This is a genomic window from Pseudomonas sp. S2_C11 (assembly GCF_054668395.1).
Map to the genome: position 1 here is coordinate 3,700,825 of NZ_CP162765.1, position 15,427 is coordinate 3,716,251.

General features: G+C 59.4%; 17 protein-coding genes. 1 reads left to right on the forward strand and 16 read right to left on the reverse strand.

The features are described 5' to 3' along the window. The first annotated feature begins 63 nt into the window (after nucleotides 1–63). The gene (locus tag AB4N48_RS16725) at nucleotides 64–2,373 is read left to right on the forward strand and encodes an Ig-like domain-containing protein (protein WP_460093991.1); all 2,310 of its coding nucleotides are present in this window, start codon (nucleotides 64–66) and stop codon (nucleotides 2,371–2,373) included. 292 nt (nucleotides 2,374–2,665) lie between these two features. Here the strand turns inward: AB4N48_RS16725 and AB4N48_RS16730 are convergent, their stop codons facing one another. The 16 genes from AB4N48_RS16730 to fliH form a co-directional block, all read right to left on the reverse strand. After that, entirely contained in the window at nucleotides 2,666–2,902 is a 237-nt protein-coding gene (locus AB4N48_RS16730; RefSeq protein ID WP_150636666.1) for a hypothetical protein, read from the reverse strand. 139 nt (nucleotides 2,903–3,041) lie between these two features. Next, nucleotides 3,042–4,181, reverse strand: coding sequence for a flagellar biosynthesis protein FlhB (flhB, locus tag AB4N48_RS16735; protein ID WP_016771065.1), 1,140 nt, complete (start codon nucleotides 4,179–4,181; stop codon nucleotides 3,042–3,044). A gap of 3 nt (nucleotides 4,182–4,184) precedes the next feature. Continuing rightward, on the reverse strand, nucleotides 4,185–4,970 hold the full coding sequence (gene fliR / locus AB4N48_RS16740; protein WP_016771066.1) for a flagellar biosynthetic protein FliR: 786 nt from the start codon (nucleotides 4,968–4,970) through the stop codon (nucleotides 4,185–4,187). Between the two features lie 3 nt (nucleotides 4,971–4,973). Next, a complete protein-coding gene (gene fliQ, locus AB4N48_RS16745) occupies nucleotides 4,974–5,243 on the reverse strand; it encodes a flagellar biosynthesis protein FliQ (protein WP_016771067.1) in 270 nt (89 codons plus the stop codon). After that, a complete protein-coding gene (fliP, locus tag AB4N48_RS16750) occupies nucleotides 5,240–5,998 on the reverse strand; it encodes a flagellar type III secretion system pore protein FliP (protein ID WP_150636664.1) in 759 nt (252 codons plus the stop codon). Before fliP ends, fliQ begins: the two co-directional genes overlap by 4 nt. Further along, nucleotides 5,998–6,450, reverse strand: coding sequence for a flagellar biosynthetic protein FliO (fliO, locus tag AB4N48_RS16755; protein ID WP_460093993.1), 453 nt, complete (start codon nucleotides 6,448–6,450; stop codon nucleotides 5,998–6,000). Before fliO ends, fliP begins: the two co-directional genes overlap by 1 nt. Then, nucleotides 6,451–6,909, reverse strand: a complete 459-nt coding sequence (gene fliN / locus AB4N48_RS16760; protein WP_016771070.1) for a flagellar motor switch protein FliN — start codon at nucleotides 6,907–6,909, stop codon at nucleotides 6,451–6,453. It lies immediately after the preceding gene. 54 nt (nucleotides 6,910–6,963) lie between these two features. Then, entirely contained in the window at nucleotides 6,964–7,932 is a 969-nt protein-coding gene (fliM, locus tag AB4N48_RS16765; RefSeq protein WP_003222890.1) for a flagellar motor switch protein FliM, read from the reverse strand. Nucleotides 7,933–7,941: 9 nt separating this feature from the next. Then, complete coding sequence (fliL, locus tag AB4N48_RS16770; RefSeq protein WP_016771071.1) at nucleotides 7,942–8,445, reverse strand: flagellar basal body-associated protein FliL; 504 nt, start codon at nucleotides 8,443–8,445, stop codon at nucleotides 7,942–7,944. A gap of 338 nt (nucleotides 8,446–8,783) precedes the next feature. Beyond that, the gene (locus AB4N48_RS16775; RefSeq protein WP_460093996.1) at nucleotides 8,784–10,151 is read right to left on the reverse strand and encodes a flagellar hook-length control protein FliK; all 1,368 of its coding nucleotides are present in this window, start codon (nucleotides 10,149–10,151) and stop codon (nucleotides 8,784–8,786) included. A gap of 105 nt (nucleotides 10,152–10,256) precedes the next feature. Then, the gene (locus tag AB4N48_RS16780) at nucleotides 10,257–10,604 is read right to left on the reverse strand and encodes an Hpt domain-containing protein (RefSeq protein WP_056783810.1); all 348 of its coding nucleotides are present in this window, start codon (nucleotides 10,602–10,604) and stop codon (nucleotides 10,257–10,259) included. A gap of 30 nt (nucleotides 10,605–10,634) precedes the next feature. Then, a complete protein-coding gene (locus AB4N48_RS16785; protein ID WP_460093999.1) occupies nucleotides 10,635–12,338 on the reverse strand; it encodes an ATP-binding SpoIIE family protein phosphatase in 1,704 nt (567 codons plus the stop codon). Nucleotides 12,339–12,343: 5 nt separating this feature from the next. Continuing rightward, on the reverse strand, nucleotides 12,344–12,649 hold the full coding sequence (locus AB4N48_RS16790) for an STAS domain-containing protein (protein ID WP_056783805.1): 306 nt from the start codon (nucleotides 12,647–12,649) through the stop codon (nucleotides 12,344–12,346). Between the two features lie 164 nt (nucleotides 12,650–12,813). Next, the gene (fliJ, locus tag AB4N48_RS16795; protein WP_016771076.1) at nucleotides 12,814–13,263 is read right to left on the reverse strand and encodes a flagellar export protein FliJ; all 450 of its coding nucleotides are present in this window, start codon (nucleotides 13,261–13,263) and stop codon (nucleotides 12,814–12,816) included. 6 nt (nucleotides 13,264–13,269) lie between these two features. After that, nucleotides 13,270–14,628: a flagellar protein export ATPase FliI gene (gene fliI / locus AB4N48_RS16800; protein WP_016771077.1), complete on the reverse strand. Its 1,359-nt coding sequence runs from the start codon at nucleotides 14,626–14,628 to the stop codon at nucleotides 13,270–13,272. After that, entirely contained in the window at nucleotides 14,618–15,424 is an 807-nt protein-coding gene (gene fliH, locus AB4N48_RS16805; RefSeq protein ID WP_236167926.1) for a flagellar assembly protein FliH, read from the reverse strand. The genes fliI and fliH overlap by 11 nt, the downstream gene beginning before the upstream one ends. Between the last annotated feature and the right edge of the window lie 3 nt (nucleotides 15,425–15,427).

A 15,427-nucleotide genomic window follows, 5' to 3' on the forward strand; every position in this document is an offset into this window, starting at 1 on the left:
GGTGACGGGCGCCTCGTTCTGCGTTGTGATGAACCTTGCCTGCCATTGTTCCTGGAGAACAGAATGAGCGTTCAAGTCCATTCAACCGAAGCCAACGCTGCCCTGGCCTTGTATCCCGTGTACCCCCCGCAATGGATAACACCGGTGCTGCCTCCAGGTACTGCCGATGGTGGCCTTCCTCTCTCGGCATTCACTCCATCTGGGGTAGAACTTGTCATCGACCCCATAACCGGCTTGCGGAATTGGGTCATGGCGGCTTATGACGTCGTGACTATTTTTGTCAACGGAGTCAACACCGGCATCAGCAAAACCATCTATCCCGGTGAGGAGCAGGAACGCATTCTTTTGCACGTGCCGGCGAGCTGGTTCACAAACGGTGTCAACGATGTCCGCTACAGAGTGACCCGAGCCAGCGGTAACGACGCTGACTCACCCACACTTAAGCTGCTCTACAACAACCCGGCGCCTACCGTCACCGTCAGCCATCCACCCAGCGTCGCACCGGGGCAGACGGCAGTCATCACGATCACCGTCGGTTACTCACGGCCTCACGACACGGTCACGCTCACCATAGGCACCTGGAGCATCACATTTCCCAACCCCACAAGCCCGATCAACCATACCCTGACGGCTGCAGAATTGCAGTTGATAGGCGACGGCACCCATTCGGTCTTCGCCAGGGTGCGCGATCAATTGACCAACAACAATGAGTCGGCGACGACCCCGATCACTATCACCGCCAATCAGAAGGTGTACAACTCGCCGATAATCGCTGAGGCCGTGGACGGCATGCTCGACGTGGCCGCACTGAGGGGCCAGGACGCCACGCTGCGAGCACGCGACTGGACGGGAATCCAGGTCGGTCAGCAGGTGTGGTTGAAGCTCACCGGCCAGAAACCTGACGGCTCGGCGCACGTCCTGCAATTCTGGAATGGTGACACCCACAAGGTGAATGCGACCTGGGTCAGTCAGGGGTTCTGGGATAAACCGCTGCTCATAGCTTTTCTGAAAGAATTGAAAGAAGGATCGCTGTTGAAACTGGAATTCTGGGTATCGGAGGACAAGAGCAATGACTTCGCTAGCGCCACGCAGTTTCCGTATCAGGTGTATACCGTCATTGGCCTGCAACTTGTCCTGCCACCCCCAACCTTGAACCCGCCCACAGTGCCGATTGACGTTTTGGCTAATCCGGATGGAGTGAAGCTTCAGATAACAGGCTTCGCAGCAGAGAAAGACGATAAGGCTCAATTCGTCCAGGTGAACGCGCCGGCCGGTGCGCCGCCGTTTCCGGTGGTGGATTTTGTTGGTGGGATTGCAGAGATTTCATTGAGCGCTGCGTTTCTGGCGGCTTGGCATGGCAAGGCGATTGAGTTGCGGTGGGATTTGATTCGTACCGGAGTTCCGGCTGGAGAATCACCAACAGTCAGGTTTGATGTCATGACAATCGCTGATGGAGACCCGCGTTTGCCGACACCCGTAATTCTCCAAGCAATTGGGCCGGACGAAGGAAAAGTACTTGATTTATCGACTTTTGATGGCGATGCGACTGTGACAGTCGATACCTGGACAGCCATGGCAAAGGGACAAAAGTTCTGGCTGCTTTGCGTAGGAAAAAAAGATGATGGATCGGACTACGAAATTTCGTTGGCTAATGGAATTGAAATTGAAATGCCAGGTAAATTGAGCAGAACGCTTTTGCGTTCGGAACTAGACCGCCTTGTTGATGGATCTCTTCGCGTGGACATTAGTGTTGGATTCAGCACCAACGGGGACAAAAACGACGCTACTCTGTTCCCTAGTCTAAATGTAGGCCTCAAGGTACGTGCAAAACTCATCATAGATGATTCACCTTTAGAGTTGTCAGGCAGGACAGTGTCAATCGTGAATACCAGTGGTCAGTACATCGATAGATGGCGCCTTACGGGTGTTCATCCGTCTGGAGCCTCAGCAAATCGTCAAGCGTCAGGAGGAGTGGGTCAAATTACTTATCAATCGGATAATCCAAAAATCGCAAACGTCAATGACGTCGGGTTAATCTGGAGTGAAGGTAATGGCAGCACCACCATCAATGTAAGAGATAGCTCAGGCCAACATGCCTCAATTTCTGTTTCTGTAAGCAACGTCGAACAATGCATTGTCTCACCATCACTTATAGCTGATTCAAAGATTGATCAGTGGGTCAATGCGAATGGCCGTGCTGTAAAAACGTCAGACCTGGTTTTGTTCCGAACTAAATTTTTTGTGACTCAGCCCGCTGCCTATGGAATTCGCTCAGACGTTAGTTTGTATTGGGGGTTGTACAACGAAGGACACGGGTGGAGAGAGCATGCTTATCATTCTAGCCCTGGACACACTGTCTTGTGTTTGCGGTAGTGAGTCGACGCTTCGCCTCATCAGAATTGAGAGAAAAGGGGACAGGAGTAAAGGGAACGGATTTATTTAACCAGTGATCTAGAACAGCGGGGCTTGAACTTGGTTGTTTTCCTGACCGGGATGACCCCTTAGCGAGCAGGCTCACTTTCGACGGTTGATCGCATTACAAGTGGAATCAAGTTTGCTCGCGAAGGCTACTGACAGGCAATAATCGCCCAAAAAAACCGCCGTTGCGCATCATCGGGACGGCGGTTTTCTTTTCAGGTGTTTGGCGATGAGGGCAAACTGCCGGTCAATACCGAAGGATTTTCACTTTCCCATTTTTGGTCCTGGGCAATTCGAACTCGACTTCGCCGCCCACTTTGATCTTCGCCTGCAAGGCCTCAGCCAATGGAACGCTGAATCGGTACTCTTTGGCAGTCAGAAAAAAACCCGTGGCTTCGGCAAAGGAAAGGCATCGTCCCGTCGGCTTCGGCGTGATGGTGCCTTTGCCGGTTTTTTCATCGTAGCTGCTGAAAATACCTTTCATCGTCGTGCTCCCTTGCACTCGCTCGCCTGACCGCGCCAGTACGCAGCTGCATCTTGCATCAAACTGCAAAATCACGGCGACTGCACCTGTCAGAGTTGACAGTAAAGGGGAATCTCAGACAAAAGGCTGCGCAGCAACGTCAGGAATCCCGACGCAAATCCGGCGGAATCGGCAAATCATCCTTCAACGGGTCCGGCCGCTTGCCCTTGCCCGCCTGGTGTTGGCGAATCTGATAGACGTAGGCCAACACCTGCGCCACTGCCAAATACAGCCCGCCAGGAATCTCCTGCTCAAGCTCAGTTGAGTAATAGATCGAGCGCGCCAGCGCAGGCGACTCGAGCAGCATGACGTTGTTGGCCACTGCGATTTCGCGGATTTTCAGGGCGATGAAGTCGCTGCCCTTGGCCAGCAGCACCGGTGCGCCGCCCTTCTCCGAGTCGTACTTGAGCGCGACCGCGTAGTGGGTCGGGTTGGTGATGACCACGTCGGCTTCGGGAATCGCCGCCATCATCCGTCGCTGGGACATTTCGCGCTGGGTCTGGCGAATGCGTTGCTTGACCTCCGGGCGGCCTTCCTGATCCTTGTGTTCGTCGCGCACTTCCTGCTTGGTCATCTTGAGCTTCTTCATGCTCTCCCAGATCTGCACCGGCACGTCGACGGCGGCGATGATGATCAGACCGCAGGCCAGCCACAGCGTGCTCCAGCCCACCAGCAAGACGCTGTGAATGATCGCCATATCCAGTGGTTCGTGGGCGATGCGCAGCAAGTCGTCGACGTCGGCGGACAACACCAACAGCGCCACGCCCAAGGTGATCAGAAACTTCGCCAATGCCTTGAGCAGTTCAACCACAGCCTTGAACGAGAACATCCGTTTGAGGCCGGCGGCCGGGTTCATCCGGCTGAATTTGGGTGCCAGCGAACTTGCCGCGAACAGCCAGCCACCCAGGGAGATTGGCCCGATGATGGCGGCGAGCAACAGGGTTATCATCACCGGCTGAATCGCCAGCAAGGCGATCAACCCTGACTCCAACAGAAAACGGCCCATGGCGCCCTGATCCATGACCACTTCGCGGGACAGGGTGAAGTTCAGGCGCATCACGTCCATCATTTCTTGCGCAAGCATGCCGCCGAAAATCAGCAGCGCAGAGGCGCCGGCCATCATCACGGCCAGAGTGTTGAGCTCTTTGGAGCGAGCAATCTCACCCTTCTCTCGGGAGTCCTTTTTGCGTTTCTCCGTGGGGTCTTCTGTCTTGTCCTGACCGCTTTCGCTCTCTGCCATGACTCAGCGCGCCCGTGCCAGTTCGCGTAGCAACTGCAAGGCCTCGCTGGCCAGCGGTTGATACTGGTTGAGAATATCCGCAAGGCCGACCCAGACGATGAACAGGCCGAGCACCAGGGTCAGCGGAAAACCGATCGAGAAAATGTTCAGTTGCGGCGCGGCGCGGGTCATCACGCCGAAGGCTATGTTGACCACCAACAGCGCGGTGACGGCGGGCAACACCAGCAGCAGCGCGGCGCCGAGCACCCAGCCGAGTTTGCCGGCCAGTTCCCAGTAATGCGCGACCATCAAACCGCCGCCGACCGGCAGCGTGGTGAAGCTTTCAGTGAGGACTTCGAATACCACCAGATGGCCGTTCATTGACAGGAACAGCAGCGTCACCAGCATGGTGAAGAACTGCCCGATCACCGCCACTGAAACGCCGTTGGTAGGGTCGATCATCGAGGCGAAGCCCATGCCCATCTGGATCGCGACGATCTGTCCAGCCACGGCAAACGCCTGAAAGAACAGTTGCAGGGAAAAGCCGAGTACGGCGCCAACCAGAATCTGCTCACCGATCAGCAGCAGGCCGCTGAGATCCAGCGGGCTGACGGCGGGCATCGGCGGCAGCGCCGGGGTGATGACCACGGTGATCGCCACGGCGAAATACAGGCGCACGCGGCGCGGGATCAGGGTGGTGCCGAACACCGGCATGACCATCAGCATCGACGCCACGCGAAACAGCGGCAACATGAACGACGCCACCCAGGTGCTGATCTGGGTGTCGGTCAGCTGAAGCAGCGATTGCATGGCTTAGCCGATGACCATCGGAATGTTTTTGTACAGCTGGATGATGTATTCCATGAACGTCTGCACGATCCACGGACCGCCGATGATCAGGGTCACCAGCATCACCAGAAGACGCGGCAGGAAGCTCAGGGTCTGTTCGTTGATCTGCGTGGCGGCCTGGAACATCGACACCAGCAGGCCGACCAGAAGGCTCGGCACCACCAGGATGGCGACCATCATGGTGGTCAGCCACAGGGCTTCACGAAAGATATCGACCGCGACTTCCGGCGTCATGGCGAAACACCTCCAAAACTGCTGGCCAGAGTACCGATGATCAGCGCCCAGCCATCGACCAGCACGAACAGCATGATCTTGAACGGCAACGAAATGATCAGCGGCGAGAGCATCATCATACCCATGGCCATCAGCACGCTCGCCACGACGAGGTCGATGATCAGGAACGGAATGAAGATCATGAAGCCGATCTGGAAGGCGGTTTTAAGCTCGGAAGTCACGAACGCCGGCACCAGAATGGTCAACGGCGCCTGATCCGGGCTGGCAATGTCGGTGCGCTTGGACAGGCGCATGAACAGCTCCAGATCGCTGGTGCGGGTCTGCGCGAGCATGAAGTCCTTGATCGGCACCTGAGCCTTTTCCACCGCTTGCTGGGCGGTGAGGGTTTCCGCCAGATACGGTTGCAGCGCGTCGTTGTTCACCCGGTCGAACACCGGCGCCATGATGAACAGCGTCAGGAACAGCGCCATGCCGGTGAGGATCTGGTTCGACGGCGTCTGTTGCAGGCCGAGGGCCTGACGCAATATCGAGAAGACGATGATGATCCGCGTGAAGCTGGTCATCAGGATGACCGCCGCTGGAATAAAGCTCAGCGCGGTCATGATCAGCAGGATCTGCAGACTGACCGAATATTCCTGCGCGCCGTCGGCATTGGTGCCCAGCGTGATCGCCGGGATCGACAACGGATCGGCGGCCAACGCCAGCGGCGCGGCCAGCAACAGGACCAGCGTCAAGACGATGCGGAGCGCACCCATTACTTCGTATCCTTTTGGTCCTTGCCAAGAATCTTCAGCAGATGCTGAGCAAATTCCGGCGTCGCTTTTTCACTGGCGGTGGGGACTTCGACCGGCTCTTTGAGCACGTGCAGCGCGGTGATGGTGCCGGGGCTGAGGCCGAGCAGAATCTGCTCGTTGCCGACCTGCACCAGCATCAAGCGGTCACGCGGACCGAGCGCGCGTGAGCCGATCAGCTCGATCACCTGGCCCTTGCCGGCCGGCCCCGCCTGCTGCACGCGGCGCAGCAGCCAGGCGAGGAAGAAGATCAAACCCAGCACCAGCAGCAAACCGAACACCAGTTGCGTCAACTGACCGGCCACGCCGCTATTGACCATCGGCGCGGTGGCGGCAGGCCCGGCAGTGGTTGCGCCCGGCTCGGCAGCCAGCACGCTCAACGGCCATGCCAGCAGCACCCAGAGAAACCTTTTCACTCAGCGCAGCTTCTTGATGCGTTCGCTTGGGCTGATCACGTCGGTCAGGCGGATGCCGAACTTCTCGTTGACCACCACTACTTCGCCGTGGGCGATCAAGGTGCCGTTGACCAGCACGTCGAGCGGCTCACCGGCCAGACGATCAAGCTCGATCACCGAACCCTGGTTGAGTTGCAGCAGGTTGCGGATGTTGATGTCGGTACTGCCGACTTCCATCGAGATCGACACCGGGATGTCGAGGATCACGTCCAGGTTCGGACCGTCGAGGGTCACCGGATCATTGTTCTTCGGCACGCTGCCGAACTCTTCCATCGGCAGACGGTTGGAGCTGGAAGTGCCGGCGTCGGCGGCCAGCAGTGCATCGATGTCAGCCTGGCCGGCGTCACCGGTTTCTTCCAGGGCCGCAGCCCATTCATCGGCCAGTGCCTGGTCGTCCTGCGCGTTCATATCGTCGTTCATCATGTGTCCTCGGCGGGCAACAATTCGGTTAAATACGGGGTGAAAAGCGCCGCCTCAGCGACGCTCGATCGGCTCGATCACCTGCAACGCGAGGTTGCCTTTGTGCGAGCCCATCTTGACCTTGAAGGCCGGCACGCCGTTGGCGCGCATGATCATGTCTTCCGGCATCTCGACCGGGATCACATCGCCCGGTTGCATGTGCAGGATGTCGCGCAGCTTCAACTGGCGGCGGGCTACGGTGGCACCGATCGGCACGTCGACATCGAGCACGTCCTGGCGCAGGGCGTTGACCCAGCGCTCGTCCTGATCGTCGAGGTCGGATTGGAAACCGGCGTCGAGCATCTCGCGCACCGGCTCGATCATCGAGTACGGCATGGTCACGTGCAGATCGCCGCCACCGCCATCGAGTTCGATGTGGAAGGTGGAGACCACAATCGCTTCGCTCGGGCCGACGATGTTGGCCATGGCCGGGTTCACTTCCGAGTTGATGTACTCGAAATTGACTTCCATGATCGCCTGCCAGGCTTCTTTCAGATCGACGAAAGCCTGCTCGAGCACCATGCGCACTACGCGCAGTTCGGTCGGGGTGAACTCACGCCCTTCAATCTTGGCGTGACGGCCGTCACCACCGAAGAAGTTGTCCACCAGCTTGAACACCAGTTTGGCGTCGAGGATGAACAGCGCGGTGCCGCGCAGCGGTTTGATCTTGACCAGGTTGAGGCTGGTCGGCACGTACAGCGAGTGCACGTATTCGCCGAACTTCATCACCTGCACGCCACCGACAGCCACGTCCGCCGAGCGGCGCAGCATGTTGAACATGCTGATGCGGGTGTAGCGGGCAAAGCGCTCGTTGATCATTTCCAGCGTCGGCATGCGTCCACGGACGATGCGATCCTGACTGGTCAGGTCGTAGCTTTTGACACTGCCGGGTTCGGCAGCATTATCGGTCTGTACCAGACCATCATCGACGCCATGCAGCAGCGCATCGATTTCATCCTGGGACAGCAGATCCTGCACGGCCATGTCGTGTTCCTACTGCAGTACGAAATTAGTGAAAAGCAACTGTTCGATGACCACTTTGCCCAGTTCTTTCTGCGCCACTTCCTGGACGCTGGCGGTGGCCTTCTGGCGCAACATCTCTTGGCCGACCGGTGTCGCCAGTGTGGCGAAATCCTGACCGGAGAAGAGCATTACCAGGTTGTTGCGGATAACCGGCATGTGCACTTTGAGCGCGTCCAGATCGGCCTGATTCCGCGCCAGCATGGTGATGCTCACCTGCATGTAGCGCTGACGGCCGTTCTGGTTGTAGTTGGCCACGAAGGCCGGCGCCATCGGCTCGAAAATCGCCGCCTGCTTGCCGACCGGCGCTGCTTCAGCGGCCTCGGCAGGCTTGCTTTGCGCGCCGTGCATGAAGAACCAGGTCGCCCCGACGGATGCACCAATGGCCACCAGCAACGCCAGCACGATCACGATGATCAGCTTGAGTTTGCCTTTGGTTGCGGGGTCTTTTACTGCTGCAGCTTCGCTCTTCGCCATGCCAATAATCCGTCACTAATCGGGGGTTTCACAGTCGCACGGCAAGGCAAGAGCAAGTGTTATGCCAGAAGTGTCGGAGGTCGAGAACGACGCTAAAGTCAAAAGCACCCTCACCCCAGCCCTCTCCCTGAGGGAGAGGGGGCCGACCGAGATGTAATGGGGCTGGACATCGACCTGCACAACCGAGGTGATTGCAAGTTCAGGGCGGGAATCAACAGGTCGCCGAATGTCGAACGGATTCAGCGATGCTCGTTCAGGTCGGCGTAGTTCTTCAAGATTCCCCAATCGGTCCCCTCTCCCTCTGGGAGAGGGCTAGGGTGAGGGGGCTCTTGATTTGCTCAGGCGTAATAGTCGACCGCGCTGCTGCCAATTACGCTGGTAGTCTGCGCCGCCACTTCAGCGACAGTAGCCGGTGCCAATTCCTCATCCACCGAGTCAAGACGCCCACCCGCAGCACTGGTCCGGCCACTCTGCCCATGCTGCGCCTGTTCCTGACCTTGCTGCCCCTGCCAGCCACGGTTCTGGTCGGCGACATTGACATCCACCTGGCCCATACCCTGCTGGTTGAACATGTCGCGCAGGCGGTGCATCTGGCTGTCGAGCGCTTCACGCACGCTCGGGTGCGCGCTCATGAAGGTGACCTGGGTCTGCTGATCGGGAACCATGTTCACGCGGATATCCAGACGCCCAAGCTCCGCCGGTTGCAACTGAATGTCGGCGGCCTTCAGATTGACGCTGGACAGGTACATGACGCGGTTGACCACTTCTTCGGTCCAGCCGCTCTGGTGCATGGCGATCGGCTGATTCACCGGCAGCGCATTGGCGGTTTTCGGCGTAGCGGCCTGGGTCAGTGCCGCCAGACGGTTGGCGAAGTCATCGACGCGGGTGTCGCTGGTAGCCGATTTCAGATCCTTCAGACCATCGTCGATCAGCCCGCTGAAAGCTTGTTCGCCGCGCTGACTGGTGCTGTCCTTGTCGTCCTGCACGTCGAGCATGCTGGCCATGCCGGCGGCAAAGTTCTGCGCGGCGGTCAATTCACCGTCAGCCTGAGCTTGAGCAGGCGTGGCTTTCGGTTGCGCCTGACTGGCGGCGGAAATATGCCCGCCCTGCTCCATCGCCATGCGCACGGCCGGCAGCGAATCGAGCGGGTCGGCCGACGGATCGAAATCGCTGTCGGTTGCCGCCGGATCTTTGACCATGCCCGACACGACCGCCAATGCAGGCGTCTCGGTTTCCGGCTGGGCTGGCGTGGCGACTGTTGGCGTTTGCACCACAGGCGCTGCCACCAACGGCTGAACGACTTGCGCGAGGACCGGATCCAGCGTCGGGTCTACAGGCGCGGCATCGGCCACAGGGGTTAGTACGGTTTCAGCGGTGTCATCGGCAGTGGCAGTCGCGTCGTCGCTCGCCGCCGCTTTGTCGGCAGGCAACGCTTTGCCGCTATCGGCAACTGCTGGCTGGGGCGCGGCAGACTGCTCTTTGCCGATATCCTTTTTGCCGCTGCTGTCCGCGACCTTGTCGCGTGCCGGCCTGACTGAATTGTCAGCGCTCACGGCGGGCTTGGCCGGCGCCTGATCGGCGAACACTTTGGCGAAGCTGGAGGCCTTGTCCCCGGCGTCTGCGGCCATTGCCGACGATTTGGCAGAGGCGGCTTGGGCCTTGGCCTGAGCGGCGGTCTGAAGAAGAATGTTGGGGGTCGCAGGCATGACACGGTCTCCGCTGCACTGGGATCGTAGGTACAGTTGAGCAAGTTGACTGCAAGTGCCGGGCCAGTTTGGCCAGACACTTGCGAAAAGCGCCGGACGGCAGCTTTAGTGGATGTGGGCGTGGTGCTTTTCGCTTTCGTACACCGGACGTACTTCGGCGAATTCAGAATGGATATCGGCGACTAGCTGAGCGAGCGCTTCCGGGCTTTTGTCCTTCGCATTCGACTCCAGGTCCTGACACAACTCGGCCAGTCGAACCGCGCCCATGTTGCTGGCGCTGCCCTTGAAGCTATGCGCTACATCGGAAAGCGCTTTGGCGCTGGTGCTGTCCTGCAACTCGTGCAGGCGGCTTTGCGAATCTGCCAGAAAAGTCTCCAGCAATTCCGTATAGCCGTCCTCCATCACCTCGCGCAAAGTATCGAGGACTTCGCGATTTACATGTGCGTCTGTCACTTGCTCACTCCTTGATCAAGAATGGGCGGATTATGCCTCAATCTCCCAGAAAAACTCCACGCTGGCACTACGACCCTGGTCCGACCAACTGGCGTTGCGCCCCAGTTGCCGGACCAGGCTGATGCCGCGACCCGACAAGCGGTCGTGATCCAGCGGGCGATCCATGACCCGCGTTACATCGAAACCCTTGCCGCTGTCCTCGACGCGAATGACCAGGCGCCCACCCTCGCCTTGCGGCTGGACCTGCAGATGCACGCGCACGAAACCGTCTTGCAGCGCCTCCAGCCGCGCCGCGCGCATTTCATAGTAGCGGGCGAAACCTGCCGCATCGCGTTTGAGGCTCGAGTCCAGCCCGAGCACGCCATGCTCCAGGCCATTGGAATACAACTCGGCGAGCACGCTGTACAGCGCCCCGCTTTGCGCGCGCAGGCCATGCACTTCAAGCAGCAACTGCAAGAGGAACGGCAATGGATTGAAGCGCCTGAGTGTGGCGCCGCGAAACTCGAAACTGGCCGACCAGTCCAGCGGGCACGACTGGCCGCTGTCGGAATACACCGGCGCGGCGCCGTGGGCCTGCGCCGACTCAAGCAGACTGACTTCGACCATGCTTACGTCATCACGGGCCTGTCCGCGAAAATCGCGCAACGCCTGTTCGATATCCTCGAATAACCGATCCGGCTCACGGTTCGCCGCAAACACCTGCTGCAAGCGTTCGACGCCGAACAACTGGTCATTGGCATCGCAGGTATCGATTACCCCGTCCGATAACAGAAACACTCGATCATCGACGGCCATCGGATACACATCCGTACGGTCATCGAAGGCTTGCGCGCTGAGAATCCCCAGGGGCAAATGCCGCGCCGGCAAGGGCACGCGTTCGCCACTGGCCATGCGGTGCAGGTAACCGTCGGGCATGCCGCCGTTCCACACCTCCACCGAACGGCTCTGGAAACTCAGACTGAGCAAGGTGGCACAGCAGAACATGTCCACCGGCAGGATGCGCTTGAGCTTGGAGTTCATCTCGCGCAGGGTTTCGGCCAGGCCATAGCCCTTGGCGGTCATCCCATAAAACACTTCGGCCAGCGGCATCGCCCCCACCGCTGCCGGCAAGCCATGCCCGGTGAAATCGCCGAGCATGACGTGCATGTCACCGGCCGGCGTGTACGCCGCGAGCAGCAGATCGCCATTGAACAGCGCGTAAGGCGATTGCAGGTACCGAATGTTCGGCGCACTCAGGCACCCGGAATGCGCGACCTTGTCGAACACCGCTTTGGCCACGCGTTGTTCGTTGAGCAGATAGTCATGATGTTTCGCGATCAGATCGCGCTGCTGCAGGACCGTGGCCTGAAGGCGCCGCAAGCGATCCATCGCCTTGATTTTGGCGGCGAGTATCACTTGGTTGTACGGCTTCGCCAGAAAATCGTCACCGCCAGCCTCCAGACAACGGGCCAGCGCTTCACTCTCGGTCAGCGAGGTGAGGAAGATGATCGGCACCAACGCTTCACCCGCCAGCGCCTTGATCTGCCGCGCCGCTTCGAAGCCGTCCATCACCGGCATCAGCGCGTCCATCAACACCAGATCGGGTTGTTGCTGCTGGAAGCATTCGACCGCCTCCGCACCATTGGCCGCTGTCAGCACCTGATGACCTTGACGGCGGACAATGGTCGACAGCAGCAGCCGGTCGGCGGCACTGTCTTCGGCGATAAGAATAGTCAGCGGCTCTTGCGCCTGCATGGGCGTCAACTGATGTCGAAGAGTTTGTCGAAGTTGGAAATCGCGAGGATTTTCTTCACATCGGAGCTGCTGTTGACGACGCGGATATCCGAATTGTCGCCACCGGCGTGATCACGCAGCAGAAGCAGCATGCCCAGCGCAGAGCTGTCGAGGTAAGTGGCCTCTTTGAGATCGACCACGATGGATTCGGGTTTGTGTGGGAGCCGTTCATACGACTCGCGAAATTCCTGATGGCGACCGAAATCGAACCGGCCTTTGACGGCGATCGTGAGCTTTTTCTGGTCTGGAGAGACTTCTGTAACGACTGACATTGACTGGCTTCCTTGTCATTGACGAACCTGTACAAGGTTTAGCACCTGGATAGGGTTGGGGCAAGGCTGGAAAAGCAGATCAAAAGATCGCAGCCTTCGGCAGCGCCTACATTTGAAAATGCATTCCCCTGTAGGAGCTGCCGAAGGCTGCGATCTTTTGATCTTTAAAAGGCATCACGCCGTGGCAACCGCTGCGACAGTTCATCGAGCAGCTTCTGCTCGCGCTTGTCTTCCAGGCGTTGCGCCTCATCACGATAGCGCTGCACCAGTTTGCGCAAACCCTCGACGCGGGCAAACGCCTGCTGCCACTCTTCACGAGCCTTGTCGAGCTTGTTCTGGTGCCAGACCAGGCTCTGCCGTTGCTGGTCGACGGCAGTATCGAGTTGCGCCAGGAAACCCTGAAAACCCAGCAGCCATTGCCCGGTCACGCCGGTGCTGCCGCGCACGATCCATTGCTGCGAGTAATCCAGACGAAAGGCATTGAGGTCGGCCAGTTTGCTTTCGGCAACTTTGACCTGGCCCTGAAAGTAGGCGAGGCGCTGCACGGCGGCTTTCTCGGCCTTCTCGGCCATGTCCACCACCGGTGCCAGGCGCGCAGCGCGGCTGACGGCCATGGCCGGTTACCCGCCCGCCGCAGGGGCGAACAGGGTTTCCAGATAGGCCTGGCTTTCACCCAGATTGATTTTGTCGTTGAGGCCCTGGCGCTGATACCTGACCAACTGCGGTTGCAGGGAAATCGCCAGATCGGTCTCGCGATCGCCACCGGCCACATAGGCACCGACGCTGATCAAATCACGGCTCTGCTGATAGCGTGACCAGAGCTGTTTGAAATACTGCGCGCGCTGCATGTGATCCGGCGAAACCACTGCTGGCATTACCCGGCTGATCGAGGCTTCGATGTCGATCGCCGGATAGTGGCCTTCCTCGGCCAGGCGCCGCGACAGGACGATGTGGCCGTCAAGCACGCCCCGCGCCGAGTCGGCAATCGGGTCCTGCTGGTCATCGCCTTCGGACAGTACGGTGTAGAACGCCGTGATCGAACCGCCGCCCTTCTCCGCATTACCGGCGCGCTCCACCAGTTTCGGCAGTTTGGCGAACACCGAGGGCGGATAGCCCTTGGTTGCTGGCGGTTCGCCGATGGCCAGCGCGATTTCACGCTGGGCCTGGGCGAAACGGGTCAGCGAGTCCATCAGCAGCAGAACGTTCTTGCCCTTGTCGCGGAAATACTCGGCGATGCGCGTGCAATACATCGCCGCGCGCATACGCATCAGCGGTGCATCGTCCGCTGGCGAGGCAACCACTACCGAGCGTTTGAGGCCTTCTTCACCGAGGATGTGCTCGATGAATTCCTTAACTTCGCGACCACGCTCACCGATCAGGCCGACGACGATGATGTCGGCTTCGGTGAAGCGGGTCATCATGCCCAACAGCACCGATTTACCGACACCGGTACCGGCGAACAGACCCAGACGCTGGCCACGGCCGACCGTCAGCAAACCGTTGATGCAACGGATGCCGACATCCAGCGGTACGCTGATCGGATCACGGTTGAGCGGGTTGATGGTCGGGCCGTCCATCGGCACCCAGTCTTCGGCCTTCATGCCGCCCTTGCCGTCCAGCGCGCGACCGGCGCCGTCGAGGACACGGCCGAGCATGCTCATGCCCATCGGCAAACGGCCGGTATCGGCCAGCGGCACCACGCGCGCGCCCGGGGCAATGCCGGCGACGCTGCCGACCGGCATCAGAAAGACTTTGCTGCCGGAAAAACCCATGACTTCCGCTTCCACCTGAGACGGATGGTAGCTGTCGTCATTGATCACCATGCAGCGGGTGCCCATGGCGGCGCGCAAGCCTTCGGCTTCCAGGGTCAGGCCGACCATGCGCAGCAGCCGACCTTCAAGGATCGGCGCGCCGGCAATCTCGGTGGCCTCGGCGTAGGTGCTCAGGCGCTTGGCGAAGCTGGTGCGTTCAAGGCGCATCGCTGGCGTCCGCGCGCGGCTCGTCAGAGTCGACAGCCACTGGGGTGTCTTCGGGAATGTCCAGACTCAAGTCAGGCGCTGCCGGATGCAGAGCCTGCTCATGCAATTGGTCGAACAGCTTGGCCATAACCTGGGTCACCCGCGATTCGACGCTGGCGTCGATGCGGCTGTGCTCGGTTTCAACCCGGCAACCGCCCGGCAACAGCGACTCGTCCTCGACGATGCGCCAGGTTTCTTCGTGGCGTTCGCGCAGGGCTTTGACCTGGGCGAAATCCTGCGGATTAACGTACAGGCGCACGTTTTCCACGCCCAGCGGCAACAGCTTGAGGGCATCGCGCATGACGTGTTCGATCTGTGTCGAGTCGATGGCCAGTTCGCGCTTGATCACTTGTTTGGTGATGTGCTGCACGAGGTCGACCAGCGACTTTTCAATCTGGGTGTCTTGCTCGGCGATCGGTTCGAACAGGTTGGCCATCAAAAGCTCGAGGCTGGCGATTTTCGCCGCCAGCGCTGTTTCGGCTTCCTGACGCACCTTCAGCGTGGTGCTGTGAAAACCTTCTTTTTCGCCGATGGCGAAGCCCTCGTTGTAAGCCTCCTGACGGATGCTTTCGAGTTCTTCCAGGGTCAGTGGCTGGACTTCTTCCAGCGGCACTTCTTCCATTTCCGGCGGTTCGGGCTCGGGTTCCGGCTCGGGTTCCGGTTTCGGCGGGTCGAAGCTGGGCAGCGCCCAGGATTCGAAACCACGAACATCGCGGGCGCGGATCAGATCTGTCACAGACTCGTCAGGCTTATCCATGGG

What these genes read in the sequence shown, in the direction of transcription:
- AB4N48_RS16725 (WP_460093991.1), top strand. Translation starts at nt 64, where the DNA reads ATGAGCGTTCAAGTCCATTCAACCGAAGCCAACGCTGCCCTGGCCTTG.
- AB4N48_RS16730 (WP_150636666.1), bottom strand. Translation starts at nt 2,902, where the DNA reads ATGAAAGGTATTTTCAGCAGCTACGATGAAAAAACCGGCAAAGGCACC.
- flhB (WP_016771065.1), bottom strand. Translation starts at nt 4,181, where the DNA reads ATGGCAGAGAGCGAAAGCGGTCAGGACAAGACAGAAGACCCCACGGAG.
- fliR (WP_016771066.1), bottom strand. Translation starts at nt 4,970, where the DNA reads ATGCAATCGCTGCTTCAGCTGACCGACACCCAGATCAGCACCTGGGTG.
- fliQ (WP_016771067.1), bottom strand. Translation starts at nt 5,243, where the DNA reads ATGACGCCGGAAGTCGCGGTCGATATCTTTCGTGAAGCCCTGTGGCTG.
- fliP (WP_150636664.1), bottom strand. Translation starts at nt 5,998, where the DNA reads ATGGGTGCGCTCCGCATCGTCTTGACGCTGGTCCTGTTGCTGGCCGCG.
- fliN (WP_016771070.1), bottom strand. Translation starts at nt 6,909, where the DNA reads ATGAACGACGATATGAACGCGCAGGACGACCAGGCACTGGCCGATGAA.
- fliM (WP_003222890.1), bottom strand. Translation starts at nt 7,932, where the DNA reads ATGGCCGTGCAGGATCTGCTGTCCCAGGATGAAATCGATGCGCTGCTG.
- fliL (WP_016771071.1), bottom strand. Translation starts at nt 8,445, where the DNA reads ATGGCGAAGAGCGAAGCTGCAGCAGTAAAAGACCCCGCAACCAAAGGC.
- AB4N48_RS16775 (WP_460093996.1), bottom strand. Translation starts at nt 10,151, where the DNA reads ATGCCTGCGACCCCCAACATTCTTCTTCAGACCGCCGCTCAGGCCAAG.
- AB4N48_RS16785 (WP_460093999.1), bottom strand. Translation starts at nt 12,338, where the DNA reads ATGCAGGCGCAAGAGCCGCTGACTATTCTTATCGCCGAAGACAGTGCC.
- AB4N48_RS16790 (WP_056783805.1), bottom strand. Translation starts at nt 12,649, where the DNA reads ATGTCAGTCGTTACAGAAGTCTCTCCAGACCAGAAAAAGCTCACGATC.
- fliJ (WP_016771076.1), bottom strand. Translation starts at nt 13,263, where the DNA reads ATGGCCGTCAGCCGCGCTGCGCGCCTGGCACCGGTGGTGGACATGGCC.
- fliI (WP_016771077.1), bottom strand. Translation starts at nt 14,628, where the DNA reads ATGCGCCTTGAACGCACCAGCTTCGCCAAGCGCCTGAGCACCTACGCC.
- fliH (WP_236167926.1), bottom strand. Translation starts at nt 15,424, where the DNA reads ATGGATAAGCCTGACGAGTCTGTGACAGATCTGATCCGCGCCCGCGAT.